The organism is Paraburkholderia atlantica, from assembly GCF_009362785.1.
Lineage (GTDB): Bacteria > Pseudomonadota > Gammaproteobacteria > Burkholderiales > Burkholderiaceae > Paraburkholderia > Paraburkholderia atlantica.
Map to the genome: position 1 here is coordinate 401,787 of NZ_WHNQ01000004.1, position 21,731 is coordinate 423,517.

Annotated in this window: 22 protein-coding genes and 1 pseudogene; 8 read left to right on the forward strand and 15 right to left on the reverse strand. The window is 64.5% G+C overall.

Going from position 1 to position 21,731, the window contains the following annotated elements:
• The first annotated feature begins 90 nt into the window (after positions 1–90).
• Positions 91–1,677 carry an inorganic phosphate transporter gene (locus GCT19_RS08455; RefSeq protein ID WP_152851610.1) on the forward strand — a complete coding sequence of 529 codons (1,587 nt, stop codon included), beginning with the start codon at positions 91–93 and terminating at the stop codon, positions 1,675–1,677.
• Positions 1,678–1,775: 98 nt separating this feature from the next.
• Here GCT19_RS08455 and ppk2 read toward each other — a convergent pair whose 3' ends face one another.
• Both ppk2 and GCT19_RS08465 read right to left on the reverse strand, forming a co-directional pair.
• A complete protein-coding gene (gene ppk2 / locus GCT19_RS08460; RefSeq protein ID WP_018433979.1) occupies positions 1,776–2,702 on the reverse strand; it encodes a polyphosphate kinase 2 in 927 nt (308 codons plus the stop codon).
• A 163-nt stretch (positions 2,703–2,865) separates the two neighbouring features.
• A complete protein-coding gene (locus GCT19_RS08465; protein ID WP_152851611.1) occupies positions 2,866–3,264 on the reverse strand; it encodes a VOC family protein in 399 nt (132 codons plus the stop codon).
• Between the two features lie 183 nt (positions 3,265–3,447).
• Here GCT19_RS08465 and GCT19_RS08470 point away from each other — a divergent pair, with 183 nt between their 5' ends.
• Positions 3,448–4,494, forward strand: coding sequence for a S1C family serine protease (locus GCT19_RS08470; protein WP_152851612.1), 1,047 nt, complete (start codon positions 3,448–3,450; stop codon positions 4,492–4,494).
• A gap of 23 nt (positions 4,495–4,517) precedes the next feature.
• On the opposite strand, the gene GCT19_RS08475 is transcribed toward GCT19_RS08470, so the two are convergent.
• The 5 genes from GCT19_RS08475 to GCT19_RS08495 all read right to left on the reverse strand — a co-directional run bounded on the left by GCT19_RS08475 (position 4,518) and on the right by GCT19_RS08495 (position 9,405).
• Positions 4,518–5,921 (reverse strand): MFS transporter, encoded by a 1,404-nt coding sequence (locus GCT19_RS08475; RefSeq protein WP_152851613.1) that lies wholly within the window; start codon positions 5,919–5,921, stop codon positions 4,518–4,520.
• A gap of 128 nt (positions 5,922–6,049) precedes the next feature.
• Complete coding sequence (locus GCT19_RS08480; protein WP_013092354.1) at positions 6,050–6,814, reverse strand: phosphocholine cytidylyltransferase family protein; 765 nt, start codon at positions 6,812–6,814, stop codon at positions 6,050–6,052.
• A 28-nt stretch (positions 6,815–6,842) separates the two neighbouring features.
• Entirely contained in the window at positions 6,843–7,895 is a 1,053-nt protein-coding gene (locus GCT19_RS08485) for a lysylphosphatidylglycerol synthase domain-containing protein (RefSeq protein ID WP_018433975.1), read from the reverse strand.
• Positions 7,892–8,707, reverse strand: coding sequence for a HalD/BesD family halogenase (locus GCT19_RS08490; RefSeq protein WP_152851614.1), 816 nt, complete (start codon positions 8,705–8,707; stop codon positions 7,892–7,894). The genes GCT19_RS08485 and GCT19_RS08490 overlap by 4 nt, the downstream gene beginning before the upstream one ends.
• Positions 8,704–9,405, reverse strand: coding sequence for a CDP-alcohol phosphatidyltransferase family protein (locus GCT19_RS08495; RefSeq protein WP_152851615.1), 702 nt, complete (start codon positions 9,403–9,405; stop codon positions 8,704–8,706). Before GCT19_RS08495 ends, GCT19_RS08490 begins: the two co-directional genes overlap by 4 nt.
• A gap of 242 nt (positions 9,406–9,647) precedes the next feature.
• Here GCT19_RS08495 and GCT19_RS08500 point away from each other — a divergent pair, with 242 nt between their 5' ends.
• Positions 9,648–10,079, forward strand: coding sequence for a hypothetical protein (locus tag GCT19_RS08500; protein WP_018433972.1), 432 nt, complete (start codon positions 9,648–9,650; stop codon positions 10,077–10,079).
• 102 nt (positions 10,080–10,181) lie between these two features.
• Here the strand turns inward: GCT19_RS08500 and GCT19_RS08505 are convergent, their stop codons facing one another.
• Positions 10,182–10,718, reverse strand: a complete 537-nt coding sequence (locus tag GCT19_RS08505; protein WP_152851616.1) for a hypothetical protein — start codon at positions 10,716–10,718, stop codon at positions 10,182–10,184.
• Positions 10,719–11,252: 534 nt separating this feature from the next.
• On the opposite strand from GCT19_RS08505, the pseudogene GCT19_RS08510 reads away from it, so the two are divergent.
• The 3 genes and pseudogenes from GCT19_RS08510 to GCT19_RS08520 form a co-directional block, all read left to right on the forward strand.
• Positions 11,253–11,402: pseudogene (locus GCT19_RS08510) on the forward strand (porin); the annotation flags it as partial.
• 168 nt (positions 11,403–11,570) lie between these two features.
• Positions 11,571–12,080 (forward strand): hypothetical protein, encoded by a 510-nt coding sequence (locus GCT19_RS08515; RefSeq protein WP_152851617.1) that lies wholly within the window; start codon positions 11,571–11,573, stop codon positions 12,078–12,080.
• Positions 12,081–12,230: 150 nt separating this feature from the next.
• Positions 12,231–12,743, forward strand: a complete 513-nt coding sequence (locus tag GCT19_RS08520; protein ID WP_152851618.1) for a metal-dependent hydrolase — start codon at positions 12,231–12,233, stop codon at positions 12,741–12,743.
• 27 nt (positions 12,744–12,770) lie between these two features.
• Here GCT19_RS08520 and epsC read toward each other — a convergent pair whose 3' ends face one another.
• Positions 12,771–13,697, reverse strand: coding sequence for a serine O-acetyltransferase EpsC (gene epsC, locus GCT19_RS08525; RefSeq protein ID WP_018433967.1), 927 nt, complete (start codon positions 13,695–13,697; stop codon positions 12,771–12,773).
• Positions 13,698–13,840: 143 nt separating this feature from the next.
• A complete protein-coding gene (locus GCT19_RS08530) occupies positions 13,841–14,074 on the reverse strand; it encodes a hypothetical protein (RefSeq protein WP_013092363.1) in 234 nt (77 codons plus the stop codon).
• 328 nt (positions 14,075–14,402) lie between these two features.
• On the opposite strand from GCT19_RS08530, the gene GCT19_RS08535 reads away from it, so the two are divergent.
• Complete coding sequence (locus GCT19_RS08535; protein ID WP_013092364.1) at positions 14,403–14,855, forward strand: DUF3005 domain-containing protein; 453 nt, start codon at positions 14,403–14,405, stop codon at positions 14,853–14,855.
• Positions 14,856–15,001: 146 nt separating this feature from the next.
• On the forward strand, positions 15,002–15,607 hold the full coding sequence (locus GCT19_RS08540) for a short chain dehydrogenase (protein WP_152851619.1): 606 nt from the start codon (positions 15,002–15,004) through the stop codon (positions 15,605–15,607).
• A gap of 3 nt (positions 15,608–15,610) precedes the next feature.
• Here the strand turns inward: GCT19_RS08540 and araD are convergent, their stop codons facing one another.
• The 5 genes from araD to GCT19_RS08565 form a co-directional block, all read right to left on the reverse strand.
• Entirely contained in the window at positions 15,611–17,347 is a 1,737-nt protein-coding gene (gene araD / locus GCT19_RS08545) for an L-arabinonate dehydratase (RefSeq protein ID WP_152851620.1), read from the reverse strand.
• Positions 17,348–17,378: 31 nt separating this feature from the next.
• A complete protein-coding gene (locus GCT19_RS08550) occupies positions 17,379–18,326 on the reverse strand; it encodes an ABC transporter permease (RefSeq protein WP_152851621.1) in 948 nt (315 codons plus the stop codon).
• Positions 18,326–19,213 (reverse strand): ABC transporter permease, encoded by an 888-nt coding sequence (locus GCT19_RS08555; protein WP_018433964.1) that lies wholly within the window; start codon positions 19,211–19,213, stop codon positions 18,326–18,328. The genes GCT19_RS08550 and GCT19_RS08555 overlap by 1 nt, the downstream gene beginning before the upstream one ends.
• Positions 19,210–20,289 (reverse strand): ABC transporter ATP-binding protein, encoded by a 1,080-nt coding sequence (locus GCT19_RS08560; protein ID WP_018433963.1) that lies wholly within the window; start codon positions 20,287–20,289, stop codon positions 19,210–19,212. Before GCT19_RS08560 ends, GCT19_RS08555 begins: the two co-directional genes overlap by 4 nt.
• Before the next feature lie 176 nt (positions 20,290–20,465).
• A complete protein-coding gene (locus GCT19_RS08565) occupies positions 20,466–21,635 on the reverse strand; it encodes an ABC transporter substrate-binding protein (protein WP_152851622.1) in 1,170 nt (389 codons plus the stop codon).
• Positions 21,636–21,731 lie beyond the last annotated feature (96 nt).

The following is a 21,731-nucleotide window of genomic DNA, read 5'->3' on the forward strand; positions in this document are numbered from 1 at the left end:
ACCCCATTTGCCGTCACGCAGTTGTCATCATTGCGACACGCAGCGAAAGCAGCATCGAACACTCTGCGACCACTTTTTGGGGCTCACGTCATGCCGGAACTTTCGTATCCGCAACCAGGCGCCGCCAGCGGCAAAGGCCGTAGCGCAGGCCTGGTTATTTTCGCCGGCCTGCTCATCGCCGGCGCCGTGTACTGCGGCGTTCATCTGATAGACGATCTGCAGCCCGTGCGCGAAAGCTCCGTGCTGCCCTATCTGTTGCTCGGCGTCGCACTGCTGATCGCGCTCGGATTCGAGTTTGTCAACGGCTTTCACGATACGGCCAATGCGGTCGCCACCGTCATCTATACCCACTCGCTGACGCCGAATATCGCTGTCGTCTGGTCCGGCGCGTGGAATTTCCTCGGCGTGCTGTTGTCGAGCGGAGCGGTCGCCTTCGGCGTGCTGCAACTGCTGCCTGTCGAGCTGATCCTGCAGGTCGGCAGCAGCGCCGGGTTCTCGATGGTATTCGCGCTGCTGATCGCCGCGATCATCTGGAACCTCGGCACGTGGTCCCTGGGCCTGCCGTCCTCGAGCTCGCACACGCTGATCGGCTCGATCATCGGCGTAGGCCTGATGAATCAGATGATGCATGGTGCGAATGGCACCAGCGGCGTCGACTGGACTCAGGCGCTCGGTGTCGGCAAGTCGCTGCTGTTTTCGCCGATCGTCGGCTTTCTGCTCGCGGGCTTGCTGCTGCTGATCCTGAAGGCCGTCGTGCGCGTGCCCGCGCTGTATGCCGAGCCGAAGGGCAAGGAGCCCCCGCCGTTCTGGATTCGCTGCCTGCTGATTCTGACCTGCACGGGCGTGTCGTTCGCGCATGGCTCGAACGATGGCCAGAAGGGCATGGGTCTGATCATGCTGATCCTGATCGGTACGGTGCCCACTGCGTACGCACTGAACAGAGCCGTCACGCCCGAGCAAACTCAGAATTTCGTCGCGGTCGCGCACCAAACCGCGGCGACGCTATCGCGCTACACGCAGGGCGCGGCGCCTTCCGCGGATCCGCGCGCCGACGTCGAGGCTTTCGTGCGCACCCGTCAACTGGCACCCGCCACGCTGCCGGCGCTGCAGCAATTGACCGAGCAGATCGGCCGCCAGGTCGGCGAATTTGGCTCGATGGCCGCGGTGCCGCAAGGCATCGTCGATAACGTGCGCAACAACATGTATGTCACGTCCGAGGCGATCCGTCTGTTGCAGAAGGCCAATCAGCCGCAGTTCTCGCCCGAGGATGCGAAGGTCATCGCCAACTTCAGAACGCAGATCGATCACGCGACCAAGTTCATTCCGCCGTGGGTGAAGGTGGCAGTCGCGATTGCGCTCGGTCTCGGCACGATGGTCGGCTGGAAGCGCATCGTCGTTACGGTGGGCGAAAAGATCGGCAAACAGCATCTGACGTACGGCCAGGGCGCGTCGGCGGAACTCGTCGCGATGGTCACGATCGGTGCCGCCGACGTCTACGGTCTGCCGGTGTCGACGACCCACGTGCTGTCTTCCGGCGTGGCCGGCACGATGGCGGCCAACGGCTCGGGTCTGCAATGGGCCACGGTGCGCAGCCTGATCCTTGCATGGGTGCTGACGCTGCCCGCGTCGATCGCGCTCGCCGGCGGGTTGTACTGGCTATTCCGTTCAGTGTTCTGAGTTCGCCGATCCGGCGGAATCCAGCACCAAAAAAAGCGCGGTACTTTCTATACGTATCGCGCTTTTTCGTTGGCCAGCGAGTTCATACGATCCGCTTTTTAGTACACCTCGGGCACGATCATCGCGTCGGGCACCGGCTGGCGGCTATAGTCCTCGTGATAGACACGCGACGGCAATTCGATGTGCGGATGCTCGATCTCGTGATATGGCACCTGGCTCAGCAGATGGTGAATGCAGTTCAGGCGCGCGCGTTTCTTGTCGACGGCCTGCACGACCCACCACGGCGCCTCGGGGATATGCGAGCGCTGCAGCATCACTTCTTTCGCCTGCGTATACGCTTCCCAGCGGCGCCGGCTTTCCAGATCCATCGGGCTCAGCTTCCACTGCTTCAGCGGATCGTGAATGCGGTTCTGGAAGCGGATTTCCTGTTCTTCGTCGGTGATCGAAAACCAGTACTTGAGGATCTGCACGCCGCTGCGCACCAGCATCTTTTCGAACTCCGGCACCGAGCGGAAAAACTCTTCGTATTCGTCGTCGGTGCAGAAGTTCATCACGCGCTCGACGCCCGCGCGGTTGTACCAGCTGCGATCGAATAGCACCATCTCGCCGCCCGCCGGCAGATGCGATACATAGCGCTGGAAATACCATTGCGTGCGCTCGCGATTGTTCGGCGCGGGCAATGCGGCCACGCGGCACACGCGCGGATTGAGTCGCTGGGTGATGCGCTTGATCGCGCCGCCCTTGCCGGCCGCGTCGCGCCCCTCGAAGATCACGACGAGCCGATGTCCGGTCGCGACGATCCAGTCCTGCAGCTTGACCAGTTCTCCCTGCAGCCGGAACAGTTCGCGGAAGTACTGCTTGCGCGCCTCGCGATGCTCGGGCGTAAAGCCGGCCGGACCGTCGATGATGCGGTCGTCGACCTCCATTTCGAGTTCTTCGTCGTAGGCATCGATGAGGTCTTCCTCGAAACGGCGTTGCCGCTCCGCCATCAATTCGAAATCGGGTCTCTGGTCCGGCTCTTTCATTGCGGCTCTCCTCGCAACAGGAATGGGATGGCGCGCGGCGGCTAGCGCGACGCGGTCGCGTTCGATTATCGAAGCGCGAGGTGTCAGCCGTGTTACCGCGTAGGCGGGCGCTGCGGATGCGTGGTAACACCCATGATAGCGAGTTTTGCCTCGACTCCCGCCGCTAGGGCAGCGGCCGCGCGAAGCTCAGTTCGTGGCCGTCCGGATCGGTGATATGAAAATAGCGCTCGCCCCACGGCGCATCCGACGGCGCTAACGACGGCTGCAAGCCCGCCGCCAACGCCTTGGCATAGATCGCGTCGACGTCGGACACGTAGATGATGACGCGCCCCCACCAGTTGACCGGCGCGCGCGCATCGGCGATCAGGTTCAGATACGAGCTGCCGAACACGAACGACGTGAAGGCCTCGCGCGGACCGCCGTACTTGAGCGGAAAGCCGAGCGCTTGGTAGAACGCGACGGCACGCTGCATGTCACTGGTGGCGAGCGTGATCGCGCTCAGAGACTCGATGCGTGGGTCCGGCTGCGGGGGTTGCGGCGCTGAAGCGGTAGATGCGGACATGAAGAGGGTCTCCGTGGGCGCGAGTGAGCGGCGAGCGACGGCCCGCCGGAAAAAGTGTCTCACACGCGGTGACAGCCAGTGCGGCGCTGCGCCCGGGACGGCCCCGGGCGCCCCTGCCCAGGATGCCCTTGAAAACCCGCGCGACGCCCCGCATCTCGCAGCCCGTCTATCCGGAGCATCGTTATGGGAAGCCGTCCACGCTTCATCGATGACCTGTCGAGCGCCGCATCCGACGCCCCCGGGCCCCAATCCATCGACCTGTTGACCGACGACGACGCGCTGCTGGACGCCTACTCCCGCACCGTGATCGGCGCACTGGAGCGCGTGCAGCAGGCGGTCGCGTTTATCGCCGTCGAGCGCCGGCTGCCCGGCGACGCGTCCGCGCATGGGCGCGGCGCGCGCGGCGGCACCGGCTCGGGCTTTCTGTTCACGCCCGACGGCTACCTGCTGACCAATAGCCACGTCGTGCATGGCGCGACGCATATCCAGGTGACGCTGGCCGACGGCGCGAAGTTCGACGCCGATCTGGTCGGCGACGATCCCGGCAGCGATCTCGCAGTGCTGCGCATCGGTTCGCCGGAGCCGCTGCCGCATGTCGAACTCGGCGAATCGTCGAGGCTGCGCGTCGGGCAGATCGCCATTGCGGTCGGCAGCCCGCTGGGGCTGCAGCAGACCGTGACGACCGGCGTCGTTTCGGCGCTGGGCCGGTCGCTGCGCTCGAACTCCGGCCGCATGATCTACGACGTGATCCAGACCGACGCGGCGTTGAATCCGGGCAACTCCGGCGGACCGCTGATCAATTCGGCGGGTCAGGTGATCGGCGTGAATACCGCGATCATTCCTGGCGCACAGGCCATCTGTTTCGCGACCGCGATCGATACCGCGAAGTGGGTCATCATGCAAATCTTCGCGCATGGCCGCGTGCGACGCGCGTATATCGGCGTGGCAGGCACGACGGCGCCGCTGTCGCGGCGTGTGCAGCGCTACTTTGGCCTCGGCACGCAAAGCGGCGTGCACGTCATGGAGATCGTCAAAGGCAGTCCGGCTGCGCTCGGCGGCTTGCGCACCGACGACACGATCGTCGCGATCGACGCACAGCCGGTGCAGGATGTGGATGGTCTGCAACGCACGCTCGATGCTTCGCGTATCGACAAGCCGGTCAGCGTGACGGTGTTGCGCGGCGCGCAGCGAGTGGAGTTGACGGTGACGCCGGTGGAGCAGGCGGGGTAAGAAGACTGCGCCCGTGTCTTGACTTACGCGCGCCCGCGGCTGCCCCGCGCGATCTCATCACCCGCGTCTCGCGGCAGCCGCCGGGTAATCGGAATCGACAGGCACGAGAACAGGCCGACGACCAGAAACGCCGGCCAGAAATCGGAGAACACGATGTTCGGATGCCCTTGCAGACGATGCGAAATCAGCAGCACGATGCCCGAGATCGTCACGCCGAGGCCGAGCGACATCTGCTGGATCACGCTCGCAACACTCGTTGCGCGGCCGACGTCGCTGCTCGGAATATCCGCATAGGCCAGCGTATTGAGCGACGTGAATTGCAGCGAGGGAAAGAAGCCGCCCACCAGCACGATGCACCAGATCACCCAATGCGGCGTGCCGGGAAAGAACAACCCGTACACGGCGATCGCGAGACCCGCGCACGCGGCATTGACCATCAGCACGGTGCGAAAGCCGAAGCGTTCGAGAATGCGCGACGCCACCGTCTTCATGAAGATCGAGCCGAACGCGGACGCGCACGTGATCGCGCCGGCTCTGAACGCGGTCATGCCGAGCCCTTCCTGCAACGCGAGCGGCAACAGGAATGGCACCGCGCCAAGACCGATACGAAACAGCGAACCGCCGATCACGCTCGCATGAAAACTCGGAATGCGCAGCAAACGCAGATCGAGCACCGGCAGCGCGACGCGGCTCGCGTACAGCACATAAACCAGCAGCAGCACGATGCCGGCCACGCACATGCCCACCGATTCTCCCGTCGACACCAGTTCGCCGCCAACGAGCGAGAGCCCGAGCATGAACAGCGAAGCGCCACTCGCCGACAACACGAAGCCGAGCCAGTCGAGCCGGCCTGGATGCGGTTCGCGCGTATTGGCGATGTACTTGTTGGTGAGCCAGATGCCGAGCAGCCCGATCGGCACATTGATCACGAAGATCAGACGCCAGTGCAGATAGGTCGTGATAAAGCCGCCGAGCGGCGGCCCGACCACCGGGCCGAGCAACGCCGGCACCGTTAGATAGTTGATCGCGCGAATGAACTCCGACTTCGGCAGCGAACGGAAGATGATGATGCGCCCCACCGGCACCATCAGCGCGCCGCCGATGCCCTGCACGAAGCGCGCAAGCACGAAGGTATCGAGCGAAGTGGAGGCCGCGCACAGCAGCGAGCCCGCCATGAAGATGCCGATTGCGGTGCGGAACACGGTGCGCGAACCGAAGCGGTCGGCGACCCAGCCGCAGATCGGGATAAAGACGCCAAGGCCGATCACATACGCGGTAACCGCAAGCTTCAGCGTGATCGGATCATGACCGAGGTCGCGCGCCAGAACCGGCAGCGACGTCACGATGACCGTGCCGTCCACGTTTTCCATGAACATCGCGCACGCGACGATCAGCGGAACGATGAAAGCGCCTAAAGCGAGCAGCATTGTCATGGCGACGGGCGGCCCGCCATCAATGGAAAGTGCCGATTATGGCATTGCGGCGGCAACAAATGTTGTCGCGCGAGGGGTCTTGCCGCGCGCCGTCATGCGTGCTGGCGCGCGGCACGCACGCCTTAGCGCGATGCGCTGACGAGCGGCTGCAACTGCGGCAGGATTTCGTCGGCCGCGCGCGCGACGTCGTTCGGGAAGTCGATCTCGATCCACGGCGCGCCGGTCACGTCGGCCGTGTCGAATACCTGGCTGCGCTCGAGCAGCAGGTCGCGCACCGCCTCTTCGTGCGGCATGTTCGCGCGGCCGCTGTCGATATAGCCGGCGACGATCTGCGTAAAGCGCCGCGCGGTTTCCTCGCGGAAGCGGAAGAAGCCGACCGACTCGCCGATCGTGTCGAACTCCAGATTGACCGCGAGCTGCTTGCGCAACTCGACCGGCACGCCGTCCTTCAGGCACAGCTTGACCGGTTCGTCGCCCGCTTCGAAATCGCGGTCGATCAGCAGACGGTTGACTGACTCGCCCGCCACCAACGCGTTCAGGATGCGCTCGTCGTACAGCACGTCGGCGTCCATCAGCAGCACGTCGCCGCCGCGCGTCAACGCATCGGCAACGGTATGCACGGTCAGCACGCTGCCCAGATCGAAACGCGGATTGAGCACGGTCTCGACCTTGTGCGGCCAGTTGATGCGCGCGAGTTCCGCCTGCACGGATTCCGGCTGGAAACCGAGCGCCAGCACGACGTCGGTCACGCCGGCGGTTTCGAGCATCTGCAGATGCCGTTCGAGCAGGCTCATGCCGTCGAACTGCAACAGGCATTTCGGAAACTGGGCTTGCGGCGGCTGCTGGAGACGCAGGCCGAGGCCCGCTGCGAGAATGATGGCGCGCATGCGCGGTCCTTTGAAAAAAGTACGGAGGTCAATCGGCAACCGGCACACGCCGCGGGGCGCGCCGACGTTGCCAGCTTCGTTCGCTGAAGTGCAATACCAGCAGGCCCGGCAGGCCCAGCAGGATTTCACGCGCACGCTTGGCGAGCGACAACGCCAGCGCCGCGTCGGGCGGCAAACCCACCAGCGGCGCGAGCAGCAGATAGCCGCCCTCCTGCACGCCGAGCGAGCCCGGAATCATGAAGGCCGCGCCGCGAATCGCCTGGCCGATGCTCTCCAGCAGCAGTGCGTCGATCCAGCCGACCGGATGGCCGAGAAAATGCAGCGCGAGCCATACCTCGACCGTGCCGACGACCCAGCCGACGAGGCTCAGCGCAAAGCTCGCCGCCACGCGGCCGCGCTCGCGGTACAGCGACTGCACCGCGGCATCGACGGCTTCCGCTCGCGTCATCAGAGACGACCAGTCGCGCTTGCCGAACACCTTCGACACCGCGCCGAGCAGCCGGCCGAACAGGCCGCGCCGCTGCGCGAAGTAGAACGCGGCGATCAGCGCGCCGAGCACGCAGGTCGCGATCAGCGTTGCGGTGCGCAGGTCGTGCAGCGTGCCGTGCGCGGCGTACGCGCCGAACATCGCGAGGCCGCCGAGCGCGAACACGATTTGCGCGAGCGCCTGCCAGGTCGTGCTGACGGTGATCGCGGCGGCCGCGTCGCGCAGCAGCATGCCGCGCTGCGACAGTCGCCGCACCATCACCACCGGACCGCCGATCTGTCCGGCGGGCAGCAGGCTATTCACCGATTCGCCGATCCAGCGCGCGGACAGCGCATCGCGCAGCGAGAGTCCGGCTCGCGCGCCGCTTGCCGGACCTTCATGCGCGCGGTCACGCGACGGGTGGCCGCGCTTGAACAGCACCGCGATCGCACCCGCGTCGATCACGAGCGGCACCAGGTGGAACGCGGCGACGACCGCGAGCCCCCAACCGGCTGCGAGCAGGGTCGACGCCACCGAGCCGAAGCCCTGCCACGCGAGCAGGCCGACGAACAGCGCGGAGCCGATCGACAGCAGAAGCAGCGCTGCGCGACTCATGCGGCGTCCTTGCGGCGCGAGGCCATCTGACGGAACACCTGACGGAAACCGAAGTACGCGATCGCGTCCTTCATGTTGGAAACGAAGCGGCGCCACGGCCGCATGTTCGGATCGGTGACGTATTCGAACGTCAGCGACACACGCATCTCGTTCGGGCCCGCCGGCGTGATGCGATGACGCAGCTTGTCGCCGTCGAAAAACACGAGACCGCCCGGCGGAATCTGCACCGAACCCGGCTGATCCGGCACCTCGGGATTGCGCGTATGCAGCTCGTAGTCGAGCCGGCACGACGATTCGTCGATCACGCCGAGCAGCAGCGTGTAGCGGCGCCCGTCGTAATACGAAGTATCGTAGTGCCAGCCGATATGGTCGCCAGGACGCGTGTAGTAGTAGAGCGCGTAGGCGTGCGGATCGTCGGCGGGCGACACCTGCAACTGGTCGCCGCTCAGCTGCTCGAGCCAGCCGATCAACTCCTTCGAGCGGTACAGCTCGGCGATGAACGGCGCGAGACGGTCGATCGTATGGCGGCTGACACTGCCGCCCTGCTTATGGCCCGGCAGATAGTTGCGGTTCACTTCGTCGAGCAGCGAGCGCGCGCTGTGAACCAGCTGCGCGGTGACTTCCGGCGCGAGGAAATCCTCCAGATACAGAAACGCATCCTGCTCGGCGAAGTCTTTACGCAGACGCGCGTTGTCGAACCTGCGGGTACGGCTCGCGACCGCGCGGTCGGCGTCGGGCGCGGGCGCGAGCGCCGCCACGGACGTGCCTGTCGACACGGGCGCGATCACGTCGTCTTCGGCGTGCAGATTCATTTGCTGGCCCACTGTTGACTGGTTTCGGAAGCGCTGGGGGCCTTCGCCGTCGGGTGAACGCTACGGCGAGCGACGCGCCAGTAGTCGATCACCACCCACGCCGCGAACAGCGGCGCGCCGATCGACGCGACCACCACGAACGGCGCAACGACACTCGTCAGCGTGACGATGGGCAACAGGTAGAGCACGTCCTCGGTTTCGAAGCCACCCACCGACGCCTGCTTCGTGCCGGCCTTGCCGACCATCTCCTCGATCCGCATGCGCAAAAAGAAGATCAGGGCAACCGCGACACCCGCCACCGCGCCGAGCACGCCGGGCGCGAGCTTCAAAGCGTCGATCTGCGCGCCGCCGGCACCGATACCCATGCCGACGAACAGCATCACGGTCACGAGTGCATCGCAGGCGAGGTCGTAAAAATGACCGATACGGCTCGACTTGCCGCCGACGCGCGCGAGTTCACCGTCCGTATGATCGACGAAATTCGACAAAACGATCAGCAGTGCGCCGGCATTGGCCCACGCGAATCCCCCGTGTGCAAGGCACAGCGCGCCTGCCACGCCGATCAGCAGGCGCAGCGTGGTCAAATGATTCGGGGTGACCCAGGTATCGATTAGCGGTGTCACGAGCCGGCGCGCGAGCCGGGCGTCCCACGTACGTGGCGGCGGGACGTTTATTGGAGGTCGGGGTTGCGAAGTCATAAGGCGGAAATATATACGGGATTCTGAAAGCTTGCTGTTGTGTCGTATGTTTCTGTTGCACTTGTGCAGATGCCGTTCCTGCGGCCGTCACAAAGCGGAATTTACGGAATCGCTGTAAAGTGCGAATCCAGTTGCGCCAGTCACGCGGAATCAGTTCGATGTGCAGCACCGCTTGCACCCTCCGAGGGATGGCGCAGTGGTTGCTAATCCACGACATCGACTGTGGACGCCCGCCTACACTCATGAACCGTCTTCTCGCCCCTTTGCTGTTTGCCGCAGCCGCCGCGCTGCCGCTGTCCTCTTTCGCCGTGGCGCTCGACGCGCCACTGGTATGCAATGAGAGCGGCCACCAGTTCATTGCTGATCTGATGCAGCAGCAATTGATCAACCCGAAGCCGAGTCACGTCGAAAGCAACTCGATCAACGCGTTCTCGCCGACGCCCGATGCGCATCTGACCGCGTTCGGTTTCCGCGTATTCGCGGTGGTGGGCTTCGAAAAGGACGACCCGATGTTCCGGGTCGGCGACGGCGAACCGGTCGCGCAATCCGCGTACGGCGCCGTCGTGTTCGGCGGCGACGACAAGGTCAAAAGCGCGCTCGAGAACGCCGGCAGCACGGCGATCGTGCATCACGTCGCGCCGCTGATCACCGCGATTTTTTGCAAGCGCAACTAGGGGTCGGCGACACGCCTGACGTCGCAATTCGATCCATCCGAGTTGTGCTCGCAAAGTTGGGCCAAGCCCGCCCATCGAAACCAGCGACGCCCTGGCGACGACTTATCCCGGCCGGCGAAACTCGTTCGCCACCCACGCCGCGGCGCTCGCCTTGCTGAGCTTGAATGTCGGCGCTACCTGCACCTGCGCGATCTGCTCGCCGAACATATCGAGCGCGCTCAATAGTGCGTACGGCTCGTCTTCGTCCGGAACGATATCGAGCGTGATGTCGAGTTCGTCGCTGCCGTCCGCGCTCGGCACGCGCACCGCCTTGTGCAGTTGCGCGCTCAGTTGCTGCTCGTGGCGACGCAGCACTTCCGCCGCCGTTTTAACGAGCGTATTGAACGCCGATACGTCGAGCGGCTTCGGATCCTTCTTGTTGCGACCCATCGTCCAAGGTCCGACGAGCGCGGGCTCCGCCTCGCCGTCCTTGATCATTTCGACGGCCCAGCCTTCGTCGTCTTCGTTCTTGATGATGCGCGCGGTCCAGCCGTTATCGCGCCACAGACGCTCTTCATGCACGCTGTCGTCCGGTCCAGACGAGTCGTCGGTCAGGAACTCGGCATTCGTATCGGTCGAGGGAAAGGGCGTGTCGTTCATCACAGGTTCACTCACTTCGCGGGGCGCACAAACAGATTTCGAACCCGCGATTCTACCTGCCCGGCCCGCTTCGCCCTGCCCGCTCTGACGAACGGACAAGGCGCGTTCGGAGCGGCGAAGATTCTATTCACCCTTACACGACAATTTATAAAACCGCTTTAAATGTCAGATAAAAAAACGCGGCCCGAAAGCCGCGCGTAAAAATGAAAAAGACGCCCTTTGGTCGAAGGGGTCTATTGAAATTATAAGTGGCATCCCACCTCGATTTAACCGTTTCTGCGTAAGACTGCGTTGCGCAAAACGGTGGGAATCGGCGCGACGAGGGCATCCGATGCTTTTCGCGAGGCCTTGTGCCGTAGCCCTCCCGGGGCTTGACAGCGCGACCGCCCATTCGTCGTTAAAAATATTTTTCTTTAGGGATCTGCACTTACACGATTAATTCACATAATCCACGATTCGAAAATAAACTGTTATAAGGCGCGTAATTAAATATCTGCATAGCGGCAATTACACTCCACTGGGAATCGCCCGATCATGCAAAGAACTCTCATCACGGCAGGCTTGCTGAGCGCCTTCGCAATCACCGCACACGCGCAAAGCAGCGTCACGTTGTACGGCTCGCTCGACGCGGGCCTCGTCTACTCGAACAACCAGGGCGGTCACAGCAACTGGCAGCAGGGCAGCAGGGCAGCGGCAGTCGGTGTGCGGCATCGCTTCTGACAGCGGTTCTCATCCCGCTTTCGCGCAGTCGAATCCGCGGGTGACACGATCACGTCGCGAGCTTTTTCATGGGCCTTACGGTTTGCCGTCAGACCGATGAACCGTTCGCCGCGCTAGTGACGACGTCGACGCATGCTCGGTATACTGCCCCGGCCGCCGTGCGACGTCGCGAAAGCGCGCAGCCTGCACGGTAGCTTCGTCGCGAAGCATCGCGCTGTCCGCCAGCGCATCGCGCTTCGCCCGCGCCTCACCTTCCCATGCATGACCGGGAATGCCGACGATCGGACCATGAAAAGACTTCTCCTGCTTGCCCCCGCTGTCGCCCTCACTGCCACCCTCGCCGCTTGCGGTTCGTCGGGCGGCCCCGCGCGCGATGCGTCCGCGCCGCTCGTGTACGTGTCGTCGTCACGCACGCCTGCGTCCATCGCCGCCTGCCTCGAAGAACGTCTGCCGCGCGTGCGTACTTCGCGCACGGGCGCCGCGACCGAACTCGCGGTCGGCGCGGATTCGCACAACTCGTACTTCGTTACGCTGACCCCGCTCAACGGCAGCACGGTCATCAAGGTCATGCATCCGGCCAATGCGCCCGACGATCCGCCCGAAGAGGAAATGCGCTTCGATATCGCGCGCTGCGCGACCTGAGCGGCGCGGCGCACTTGTGAACGCCGTGCGCGTCATCCACGGAAGGCGATGCGCGAATTTCTAACTCGCGCGTCGGCTATTTTTTTACGCGCTCATCTGCGAACATAGCCGCCCTTTGGTTTTCGCGCGGCACCTGTGCCGCGAGTATCGATGGCATCCAGCAAAGCGCATCATGCGACCGGGTTCGCAGCCGGCATCATCGCGGCGTCGATCGTCGCGCGCAGCGGCGGCGGTCCGTTTCATGCCGGCGTGCTGCTGAGCTTCATCACCGGCGTGGCCGGCAGCACCGCGCCGGACTGGCTCGAAGTCGCATGGTGGTCGCGCGCGCGGCGGCTGTGGATCACGCATCGCACGTTGACGCATTGGGGCATCGGCTGGTTCGCGCTGCTCGCGGCGTCGTATCACGTGCTCGGTCATTCGATCTACGCGGCGCCCGCGTTCGGCTTCGCGTGCGGCGGTCTGATGCATCTGCTCGCCGACTGGCCGAATCCGCTCGGCGTGCCGTGGATCGCCGGGCGACATTCGTTGAATCTATGGAATAGCGGGCACTGCGATCTGATCGTCGTCGCGGCGTCGTGGGCGGCCGCGTGGTTCATCGGCGAGCATGTTTGGCTGCATGGCATGCATGCGTTGCCCTGGTTACGGCATTGGCCGATCAGTTAGGCGCAGTGATGCGCCGGCCGCGGCGCATCACTGCCGCCCATTGTCGGTGCGCTCTCCTTCGCGGACCTTGCCTTGCGATACGCTGCTGCCCGGCGGCACGCTATGCGTGAGCCACACGTTGCCGCCGATCACCGATCCGCGCCCGATCGTCACGCGTCCGAGAATCGTCGCGCCCGCGTAGATCACGACGTCGTCCTCGACGATCGGATGCCGGGCGTTGCCCTTGATCAGCGTGCCGTCTTCGTCGGCCGCGAAGCTCTTCGCGCCGAGCGTGACCGCCTGGTACACGCGCACGCGCTCACCGATGATCGCGGTCTCGCCGATTACCACGCCGGTGCCGTGATCGATGAAGAAGCTCGGCCCGATCGTCGCGCCCGGGTGAATGTCGATGCCGGTCGCCGAGTGCGCGATCTCGTTGATGAAGCGCGCGAGCAGCGGCACGCCGAGCCGATGCAGCGCATGCGCGAGCCGGTGATGCGTCATCGCCCACACGCCCGGATAGCACAGCAGGATTTCGGTGATGTGCTGCGCGGCGGGGTCGCCGGTGTACGCAGCCTGAATGTCGCTGACGAGCAGCGCGCGGATGCCCGCCAGCTGCGTCGCGAACTCGCGCGCCACCGCGAACGCGCGCTCGCGCAACTCGGCGTCGGACGTCGCGCCGAATTCGGGCAGGAAACGCAGCGCGCGGCGAATCTGTTCGGCGAGCAGCCGCAACGTGCTTTCGAGCGTATGGCCGACGTAGTAGTCGACCGTTTCGTCGGTCAGATCGGGCGCGCCGTAGTGCGTCGGAAACATCGCAGCACGCAGACCGGTCACGATACTGACCACCGCTTCGCGCGATGGCAACTCGCGAATGCCGAGCGGATGCCGCGTGCGATGCAATTGCTCGCGCGAGGCGCGCAGGTCGGCGACGATCTGTTCAAGGCCCCAGTTCTGGGAAGGCTCGTTGGGCATAAGGGACGGCGCCGTGCAGTGTGCACGGTTCAAAGTGGTTATCCAGCAGAGATTACCGCGTTTTAACGCTGCCCGCCCGGCAGCGCGCAGAGCGGCTCGGATTCATGGCGTCGACGCGCGTTGGCGCGCATCGTTCCCTGACTTCAGATCGTCAGACTGCTCGCGTCGATCCAGCGCACTGCCCAGTCGCGCGCGTGTGCGATCGCGGCGGCTTCGTCGGAGAAGCGCAGTTCCGTAGGGAAGAAACGGTTGGCGACCAGCTCGCCGTCGCTCGAGCGCGAAATCACCACATACGGTTGCCAGGAGCCGTCGCCCGAGCGCGCCGGTTCGCAATTCAATAGATAGCCGCGATGTGTGAATGCAGCATCGAAGTGCATGAGTCACCCGCCCCTGAAGCCCCGTAACATTTTCGCAGTCGCGCGGCCATTTGTTTGTTAATTGTTTCCGACCATGCGGAACAGCCGGAACATGCCGCCAATTTATCCGCGCGTCGATCGCAGGAGTAGAATCATACTCTGTAGAAAATACGCGTCCATTAAAAAAAACGAAATGAATCGCGGACGTCATCGCCATTCAATCGTGAGGGCAACGCCACTCGCATCGAATCATGGCGGACAACGCATCGCGACTCCCGCGCACAGCGGCGCCGTGTCAGTCGGAACGGCTTTTGCTCTTTTCTTCGAATGTCCTCTTAGGAGATGCACGATGAACAGCGCGATCAGCAAACCCGAAAACGCCGGCACGAAACCAGACCCGAAGGACCCACCAACCACGGACCTGCACAACGATCGCACGCACGACAGCACCGTCGACACCGACGGCAAGAACCATGAAGCGGCCCGTCTGGCGGGCCACGGCGCGATCTCGCCCGACGAAATCACAACCAGCAATGCGACGCTCGAGAACAGCGTGCCCGAGGCGCTCGACGGCATGGCGGGCTTCGACAGCCGGCTCGGCGGCAACCATCTGCTGCTCGCGCTCGAGCCCGGCTACGCGGTAATCGACAAGGGCATGGTCGAACCGCTCGCCGTCTACTCGGCCGACAACCAGTACAACGACCCGCGTCCGGTCGGACAGCGCCAGGATCGCGGCCGCATTCACTACGCGCTCAATCATTTGCGGCCCGCACGCGTTATCGAATTACACCGCGTGAAATAGGCGGAAGCGCGTATCATCCCTTTATACGCGCGCGTTTGAATTACTGCGTTTATTCCGATTAAATCAGGCATTCACGTAGCACGCACCGTTTTATTCTGGTGCGTGCTTTGCTTTGTTTAACGTTGGTTCGTTTAACGGAGTTGCGGATGAAAAAAATCGTCGTCATCGGTGCCACGGGCACGCTGGGCCAGGCCGTCAGCGCGGAGCTGAAGGCGCGTCACGAAGTGATCGAGGTGGGCGCGACGCGCGGGCAATATCACGTCGACAGCACGGACCCGGCGAGCGTCGAGCGGCTGTTTCGCGACCTCGGCAAGGTGGATGGCGTCGTCACCGCGACCGGCCACGTGCATTTCGGTCCGCTCGCGCAGATGAGCATCGAGCAGTTCTGGGTCGGGCTGCGCGACAAGCTGATGGGTCAGATCAATGTCGTGTTCGCGGCGCTGCCCTATGTGAACGACGGCGGTTCGTTCACGCTGACGAGCGGCATTCTGGGCGACGAGCCGATCGCGCAGGGCGCGAGCGCGACGACCGTCAATCTCGCGCTGGAAGGCTTCGTGCGTGGCGCGGCGATCGAACTGCCGCGCGGACTGCGCATCAACGTCGTGAGCCCGACCGTGCTGAGCGAGTCGATGGAGGCTTACGCGCCGTTCTTTCGCGGCTTCGAGCCCGTCAGCGCGCAACGTGCGGCGCTGGCTTATCTGCGCAGCGTGGAAGGCGCGCAGACGGGGCGCGTGTATCGCGTGGGGTATTGAGCGTCAGTGAATTTCCGGCTCGCCCGAGCTCTCGGGACTCACGCCCCCGCGCTGCAGGAAGTCGAAATCGCAGCCCTGGTCCGCCTGCATCACGTGCGCCTGATGCAGGGCGCCATAGCCGCGCTCGAAGCGCGCCGCCGGTTTGACCCACGCGGCCTTGCGGCGCGCGAACTCTTCGTCCGATATCAGCAGATTCAGTCTGCGACGCGGCACATCGAGTTCGATCAGATCGCCGCTTCGCACCAACGCCAGCGGCCCGCCGACGAACGCCTCGGGCGCCACGTGCAGCACGCACGCGCCATAGCTCGTGCCGCTCATCCGCGCGTCGGAGATGCGCACCATGTCACGCACGCCTTTTTGCAGCAGCTTGCGCGGGATCGGCAGTTGGCCCCACTCGGGCATGCCCGCGCCGACCGGCCCCGCGTGCTGCAGCACCAGCACACAGCTTTCGTCGATGTCGAGCGCGTCGTCGTCGATGCGCGCGGCCATGTCGTTGTAGTCGCTGAACACGACCGCGCGGCCCGTATGCACGAGTAGATGCGGCTCGGCCGCGCCCGGCTTGATCACGGCGCCGTCGGGCGCGAGATTGCCGCGCAGCACCGCGAGACTGCTGTCGCGCAGTAGCGGATTCGTGCGGCGGCGGATCACGTCGTCGTTGAAAATCTGCGCGCCCGCCAGGTTCTCGCCGAGCGTGCGGCCGTTCACGGTTTTCTGCGAACCGTCGATCAGCTCGCCCAGTTCCGCGAGCAGCCCGCGCAAGCCGCCCGCGTAGAAAAAGTCCTCCATCAGATAGGCGCCGGTCGGCCGGATGTTCGCCAGCACGGGCGTGCGGCGCGCGATCTGGTCGAAGCGATCGAGCGTCAACGCGATGCCCGCGCGCCGTGCAAGCGCGATCACATGCACGACCGAATTGGTCGAGCCGGACAGCGCGACGCAGGTCGTCACCGCGTTATCGACCGAGGCCGCCGTGAGCAGGTCCGACGGCTTCAGATCCTCCCACACCATCTCGACGATACGCATGCCGGTTTTCGCGGCCATCTGCGCATGGCGCGAATCGGCCGCGGGAATCGATGCGAAGCCGGGCAGCGTGAAGCCCAGTGCTTCGGCCGCGCTGGTCATCGTCGACGCGGTGCCCATCGTCATGCAGTGCCCCGGCGAGCGCGCGATGCTGCCTTCGACGCCCTGCCAGTCTTCCGGCGTCAGCGTGCCCGCGCGCAGTTCGGCCCAGTATCGCCATGAGTCGGAACCCGAGCCGAGCGTCACACCGTTCCAGTTGCCGCGCAGCATCGGGCCGGCAGGCAGAAAGATGGCGGGCAGATCCATCGAGATCGCGCCCATCAGCAGCGCGGGGGTGGTCTTGTCGCAGCCGCCCATCAGCACGACGCCATCGGCGGGATACGAGCGCAGCATCTCCTCGGCTTCCATCGCGAGGAAATTGCGGTACAGCATCGTGGTGGGCTTCTGGAACGGCTCGGACAGCGTCTGCACCGGCAGCTCGATCGGGAAGCCGCCGGCCTGCCAGATGCCGCGCTTCACTTCCTCGACGCGCTGCCTGAAATGCGTGTGGCACGGATTGATCTCGCTCCACGTGTTGAGAATCGCGATGACCGGCTTGCCCGCGTATTCCTCCCGGTTGTAGCCCATCTGCGCGGTGCGCGAGCGGTGGCCGAACGAACGCAGATCGTTCGCGCCGTACCAGCGATGACTGCGCAATTCCTCGGCGGTCTTTCTGTTCGTCAACGTCTACTCCACGATTGACGCCGACCACGCGTCAGCGCCGCTGTTCTTTTACGCGAGACACGATCTGCGTCGGGCTCACGAATTGTAGTGCGATCAACACCCAGATCAATGTGATCGCCATATAGATCATCGCCATCGCATCGATCGATTGCGGCGCGCGCACACCGGTCGAAAACACAGCGTAGTACAACGCGACCACCAGCGTTTGCGTGGCGGGACCGGCCGTAAAGAACGTCAGCTCGAACATGCCGATCGTGCGCACCAGCACGAGCAGCCCTGCGGCCAGCATGCCCGGCACGAGCAGCGGCAGCAGCACGTAACGGAAGTAGCGAAACGTGTTCGCGCCGAAAATGCGCGCAGCCGCTTCGAGATTCGGATCGATCTGCTCGATGAACGGCGTCATCACCAGAATCACGAATGGCAGCGCCGGTACGAGGTTCGCAAGAATCACGCCCCATAGCGTGCCGGCGAGGCCGACCTTGTACATCACGGTCGCCATCGGAATGCCGTAGGTGACGGGCGGCACCATCAACGGCAGCAGAAAGATCAACATCGCAAGGCGCTTGCCGCGGAATTGCACGCGCGCGAGGGCATACGCGGCGGGCACGCCGAGCAGCACCGACAACAGCACGACCGCGCCGACCACCTGCACGGTCACCCACAGCACGCTCGCGAGCTGGAAGTCGCGCCACGCCTGCGCATACCAGTGCAGCGTGAAGCCTTGCGGCAACGCGGTGCCGAACCAGCGCGTCGCGATCGAATTCACCGCGACGGTTGCAATCAGCAGCACGACGTTGATCAGGAAGAACGCCATCACGGCCCACACCAGCATCTGCCAGATGCGGCCTGGCAGGTTCGCGCGCTGACGCGCGTGTTGCGCGGGCTCGCGGGCGCCATCGCCGGGCTGCGGCGCCGCGGATGCGGGAGCGGAGGTGGACGCGGGCCAGTCGGGCTGCGTCGCGCGACGATCGGTCGTCATCAGCCTTTGCCTCCCGTGACGGGACCACGATAGAACCAGCGGCGCGCGCCGAGCAGCGCGGCGACCACCAGCAGTTGCACGAAGCCCATCACCATCGCGATCGCCGAAGCGAGCGAATAGTCATAGCTCTCGAACGCGGCTTCCGCCGCCGCAATCGACATCACGCGCGTCGGGCCCGCGGGCGCGCCGAGCAGCACCGCCGACGGAAATACCGAGAACGCCTGCACGAACGACAGGCACGCGGCCATCGTGAGCCCCGGCACGAGCAGCGGGAAATAGATGCGGCGAAACTGCTGCCACGGACTCGCGCCGAGCGTCGCGGCCGCGCTCGCGAGCGTCGGGTCTATACCGGTCACGTACGACAACGTCAACAGAAACGCGAACGGAAAGCCCGACACGATCAGCGACAGCAGCACGCCCGTGAAGTTGTGCGTGAGCCGCACCTCTTGCGTGTACAGATGCAGCGCCTGCAACGCTTGCGGCAGCCAGCCGTGCGGACCGAAATACGTGAGCATGCCGTCGGCGATCAGCACGGTACCGAGCGTCACCGGAATCACCAGCAGCGTCGTGACGATCTTCTGATACCGCGAGTAACGGCGCAGCGCGAATGCGACCGGCACCGACACGCCGACGTTGATCAGCGTGGCCGGCACCGACAGTTTCAGCGTGACGATGATCGTCGGCCACATCGACGTGTCGGTGAAGAACGTCAGATAGTTGGCCCATAGGCCGCCGCCGTTCATCGGCCGGAACGACAGCGCGAGACCGTATGCGAACGGATAAATGAACAGCGCGACGATAAAGAGCAGCGCCGGCGCGACGAGCCAGGCCTTGGCATCGCGCGGCGCGCGGGGAGTAAGCGGGGGGACGAGCGTCGGCGTGTTCATGCGGCCTCTGCATCGTAGACGAGCACGCACGACGGCCGCACGCGCAGCATGATGCGCTCGCCCTCCGCGCATTCACCGGTCACGCGCGCCCACACGTCGCCGAACGCGGTCTTCACGCGCAGCAGCGAATCATGGCCGCCGTATTCGACCGCGTCGATCAGCGCCTCGAACGCGTTGTCGGCGCCCGGCGCGGCGCGCTCCATGTCTTCGGGGCGCAACGCGACGCTCACGCGCTTGCCGTCGAAGCCGGCCATCGGCGTGCCGATCAGCCGCACGCCGTTCGCACTGACTACGACGCCCTCGCCTTGCATGCCCTCCAGCGTGAACTCCGCGACGTTGCGATAGCCCATGAAGCGCGCGACATGCAGATTGCGCGGCCGCGTATAGACCTCTTTCGGCGTCGCGACCTGCTGCACGACGCCCTCCCTCATCACGACGATGCGATCGGCCATCGACAGCGCTTCGTCCTGATCATGCGTCACGTACAGCGTCGCGCGTTCGAGCTGCGTATGGATGCGGCGAATCTCGGCGCGCATTTCGATGCGCAGCTTGGTATCGAGATTCGACAGCGGCTCGTCCATCAGGATCAGCGGCGGCTCGATCACGATCGCACGAGCAATCGCGACACGCTGCTGCTGGCCACCGGACAATTGGCCGGGCAGCTTCTGCTCGTGCCCTGTCAGTTGCACCAGTTTTAACGCCTCGCGTGCACGGCGCGCGATCTCGCTCTTGCCGACGCCGCGCATCTTCAGCCCGAAACCGACGTTGTCGAGCACGCTCATGTGCGGGAACAGCGCATAGTTCTGGAACACCATGCCGAAGCCGCGCTTTTCCGGCGGCAGCACGTCGATGCGGCGCTCGTCGAGCCAGATGCCGCCGCCGGTGAGCGGCTGCAATCCGGCGATGCAGTTCAGCGCCGTCGATTTGCCACAACCCGACGGTCCCAGCAGCGCGATGAACTCGCCGCGCCGGATCGTCAGATCGAGACCCTGCAGCGCGGCGATCGCGTGACCTTGCGCGTTCGTGAAACTGCGGCTCACCGAGTCGAGCCGCAACTGCTCAAAGTGATGCTTCATACGGTTTCCTGATCCGCGTGAGACGACGGGTGTCGCAAGTGAAGTGCCGCGCGTGCGGTGCGCGCGGCGCATCAGGCAATTAAGCCGAGGCGCGCGTGATCGACGCAAACACGCAGCGCGGCGCTACCTCACGCCGCGCTGCGTTTCGCCTCGTTTTCCGGCGCAATGGTGACGGCCTAACGGGTCTTCTGCGCGCCGATGTCGGTATCCCACTTCTTGAAGGCCGCAACCATCGCCGCTGCATTCAGCGGCAACGCATGCGGACGATCGCTCAGCATCTTCGCGTATTCGGGGCGGCCATACTTTTGCAGCACCTCCTGGCTATGCGCGGGCGCCTGCTCGATGGTGACGCCCTTGATCGCCGGGCCGGGATAGAAGTAGCCGTCGTCGTAGGTCAACGCCTGCTGCGCGGGCTCCAGCATGAAGTTCATCATCTTGTACAGCACGTCGAGCTTTTCCTTCGGCACGCCCTTCGGCACCACCATGAAGTGCGCGTCGTTGACCCACGTCATGTTGTCGAACGGCTGTACGCGGAATTCGGCCGGCACGATGCCGAGCGCGCGCGGATTGATGTCCCAGCCGGTCACCGTCACGGTCATGTCGCGCGTGCCTTCGCCCAGTTCCTTCATCACCGCCGAGGTGCCGCCCGGATAGTACGGAATGCAGTCGTTCAACTGCTTCAGGTACGCCCACGTCTTGTCCCAGCCGTGCACCGGGTCCTGCGGGTCCTTGTCGCCGAGCACGTAGGGCAAGCCCATCAGGAACGTGCGGCCAGGACCGGAATTGGCCGGCCGCGCGTAGATCAGCTTGTCGGGGTGGGCCTTACACCATTGCAGCAGTTGCTCGGGTGTCTTCGGCGGATCGCTGACCTTGGCCGGGTTGTATTCGAGCAGGGGACCAGCCGGCATATACGCGACCTCGAGCCCGTAGCCCTGCGCGAGATCCTGCATCTTGCGCGGGCCCGGCGCGTACTTGTCGAGCACACCGGGGAACTGCGCCGCGTTATCGGGCAGCAGCTTGATCCACAGGTTCTGTTCGATGCCGGCCGCGAGCGCGTCGGTGCCGGTCAGCACGAGGTCGATGTCGGAGCGGCCCGCGGCCTGCATCGCCTTGATCTTGCCGGGCAATTGCGGCGACGGAGCGTTCGTGAACGTGATGTTCGCGACGAGATTCGGATTCTTCGCCTTGAACGCCTCGAAGCCCTTCTGCGTGAGTTGAAGATCGCCGGCCACGTCGACGATGTTGATCGTGACCGGATCGGCCGCGTGCGCGGCCACGGTGAACGCCGCGCTCGCGGCGATACAGACGGATACCAGCTTGAACGACAGCCTGTGCGAAACAGTCATTGCGTCTCCTCGCTTCTTGGTATGAAAGCCCGCTGGTCGATGGATTGTGTGCGGGCGGTATCTTTCTACCAAGGGAACATAGCGAAGCGCAACAGC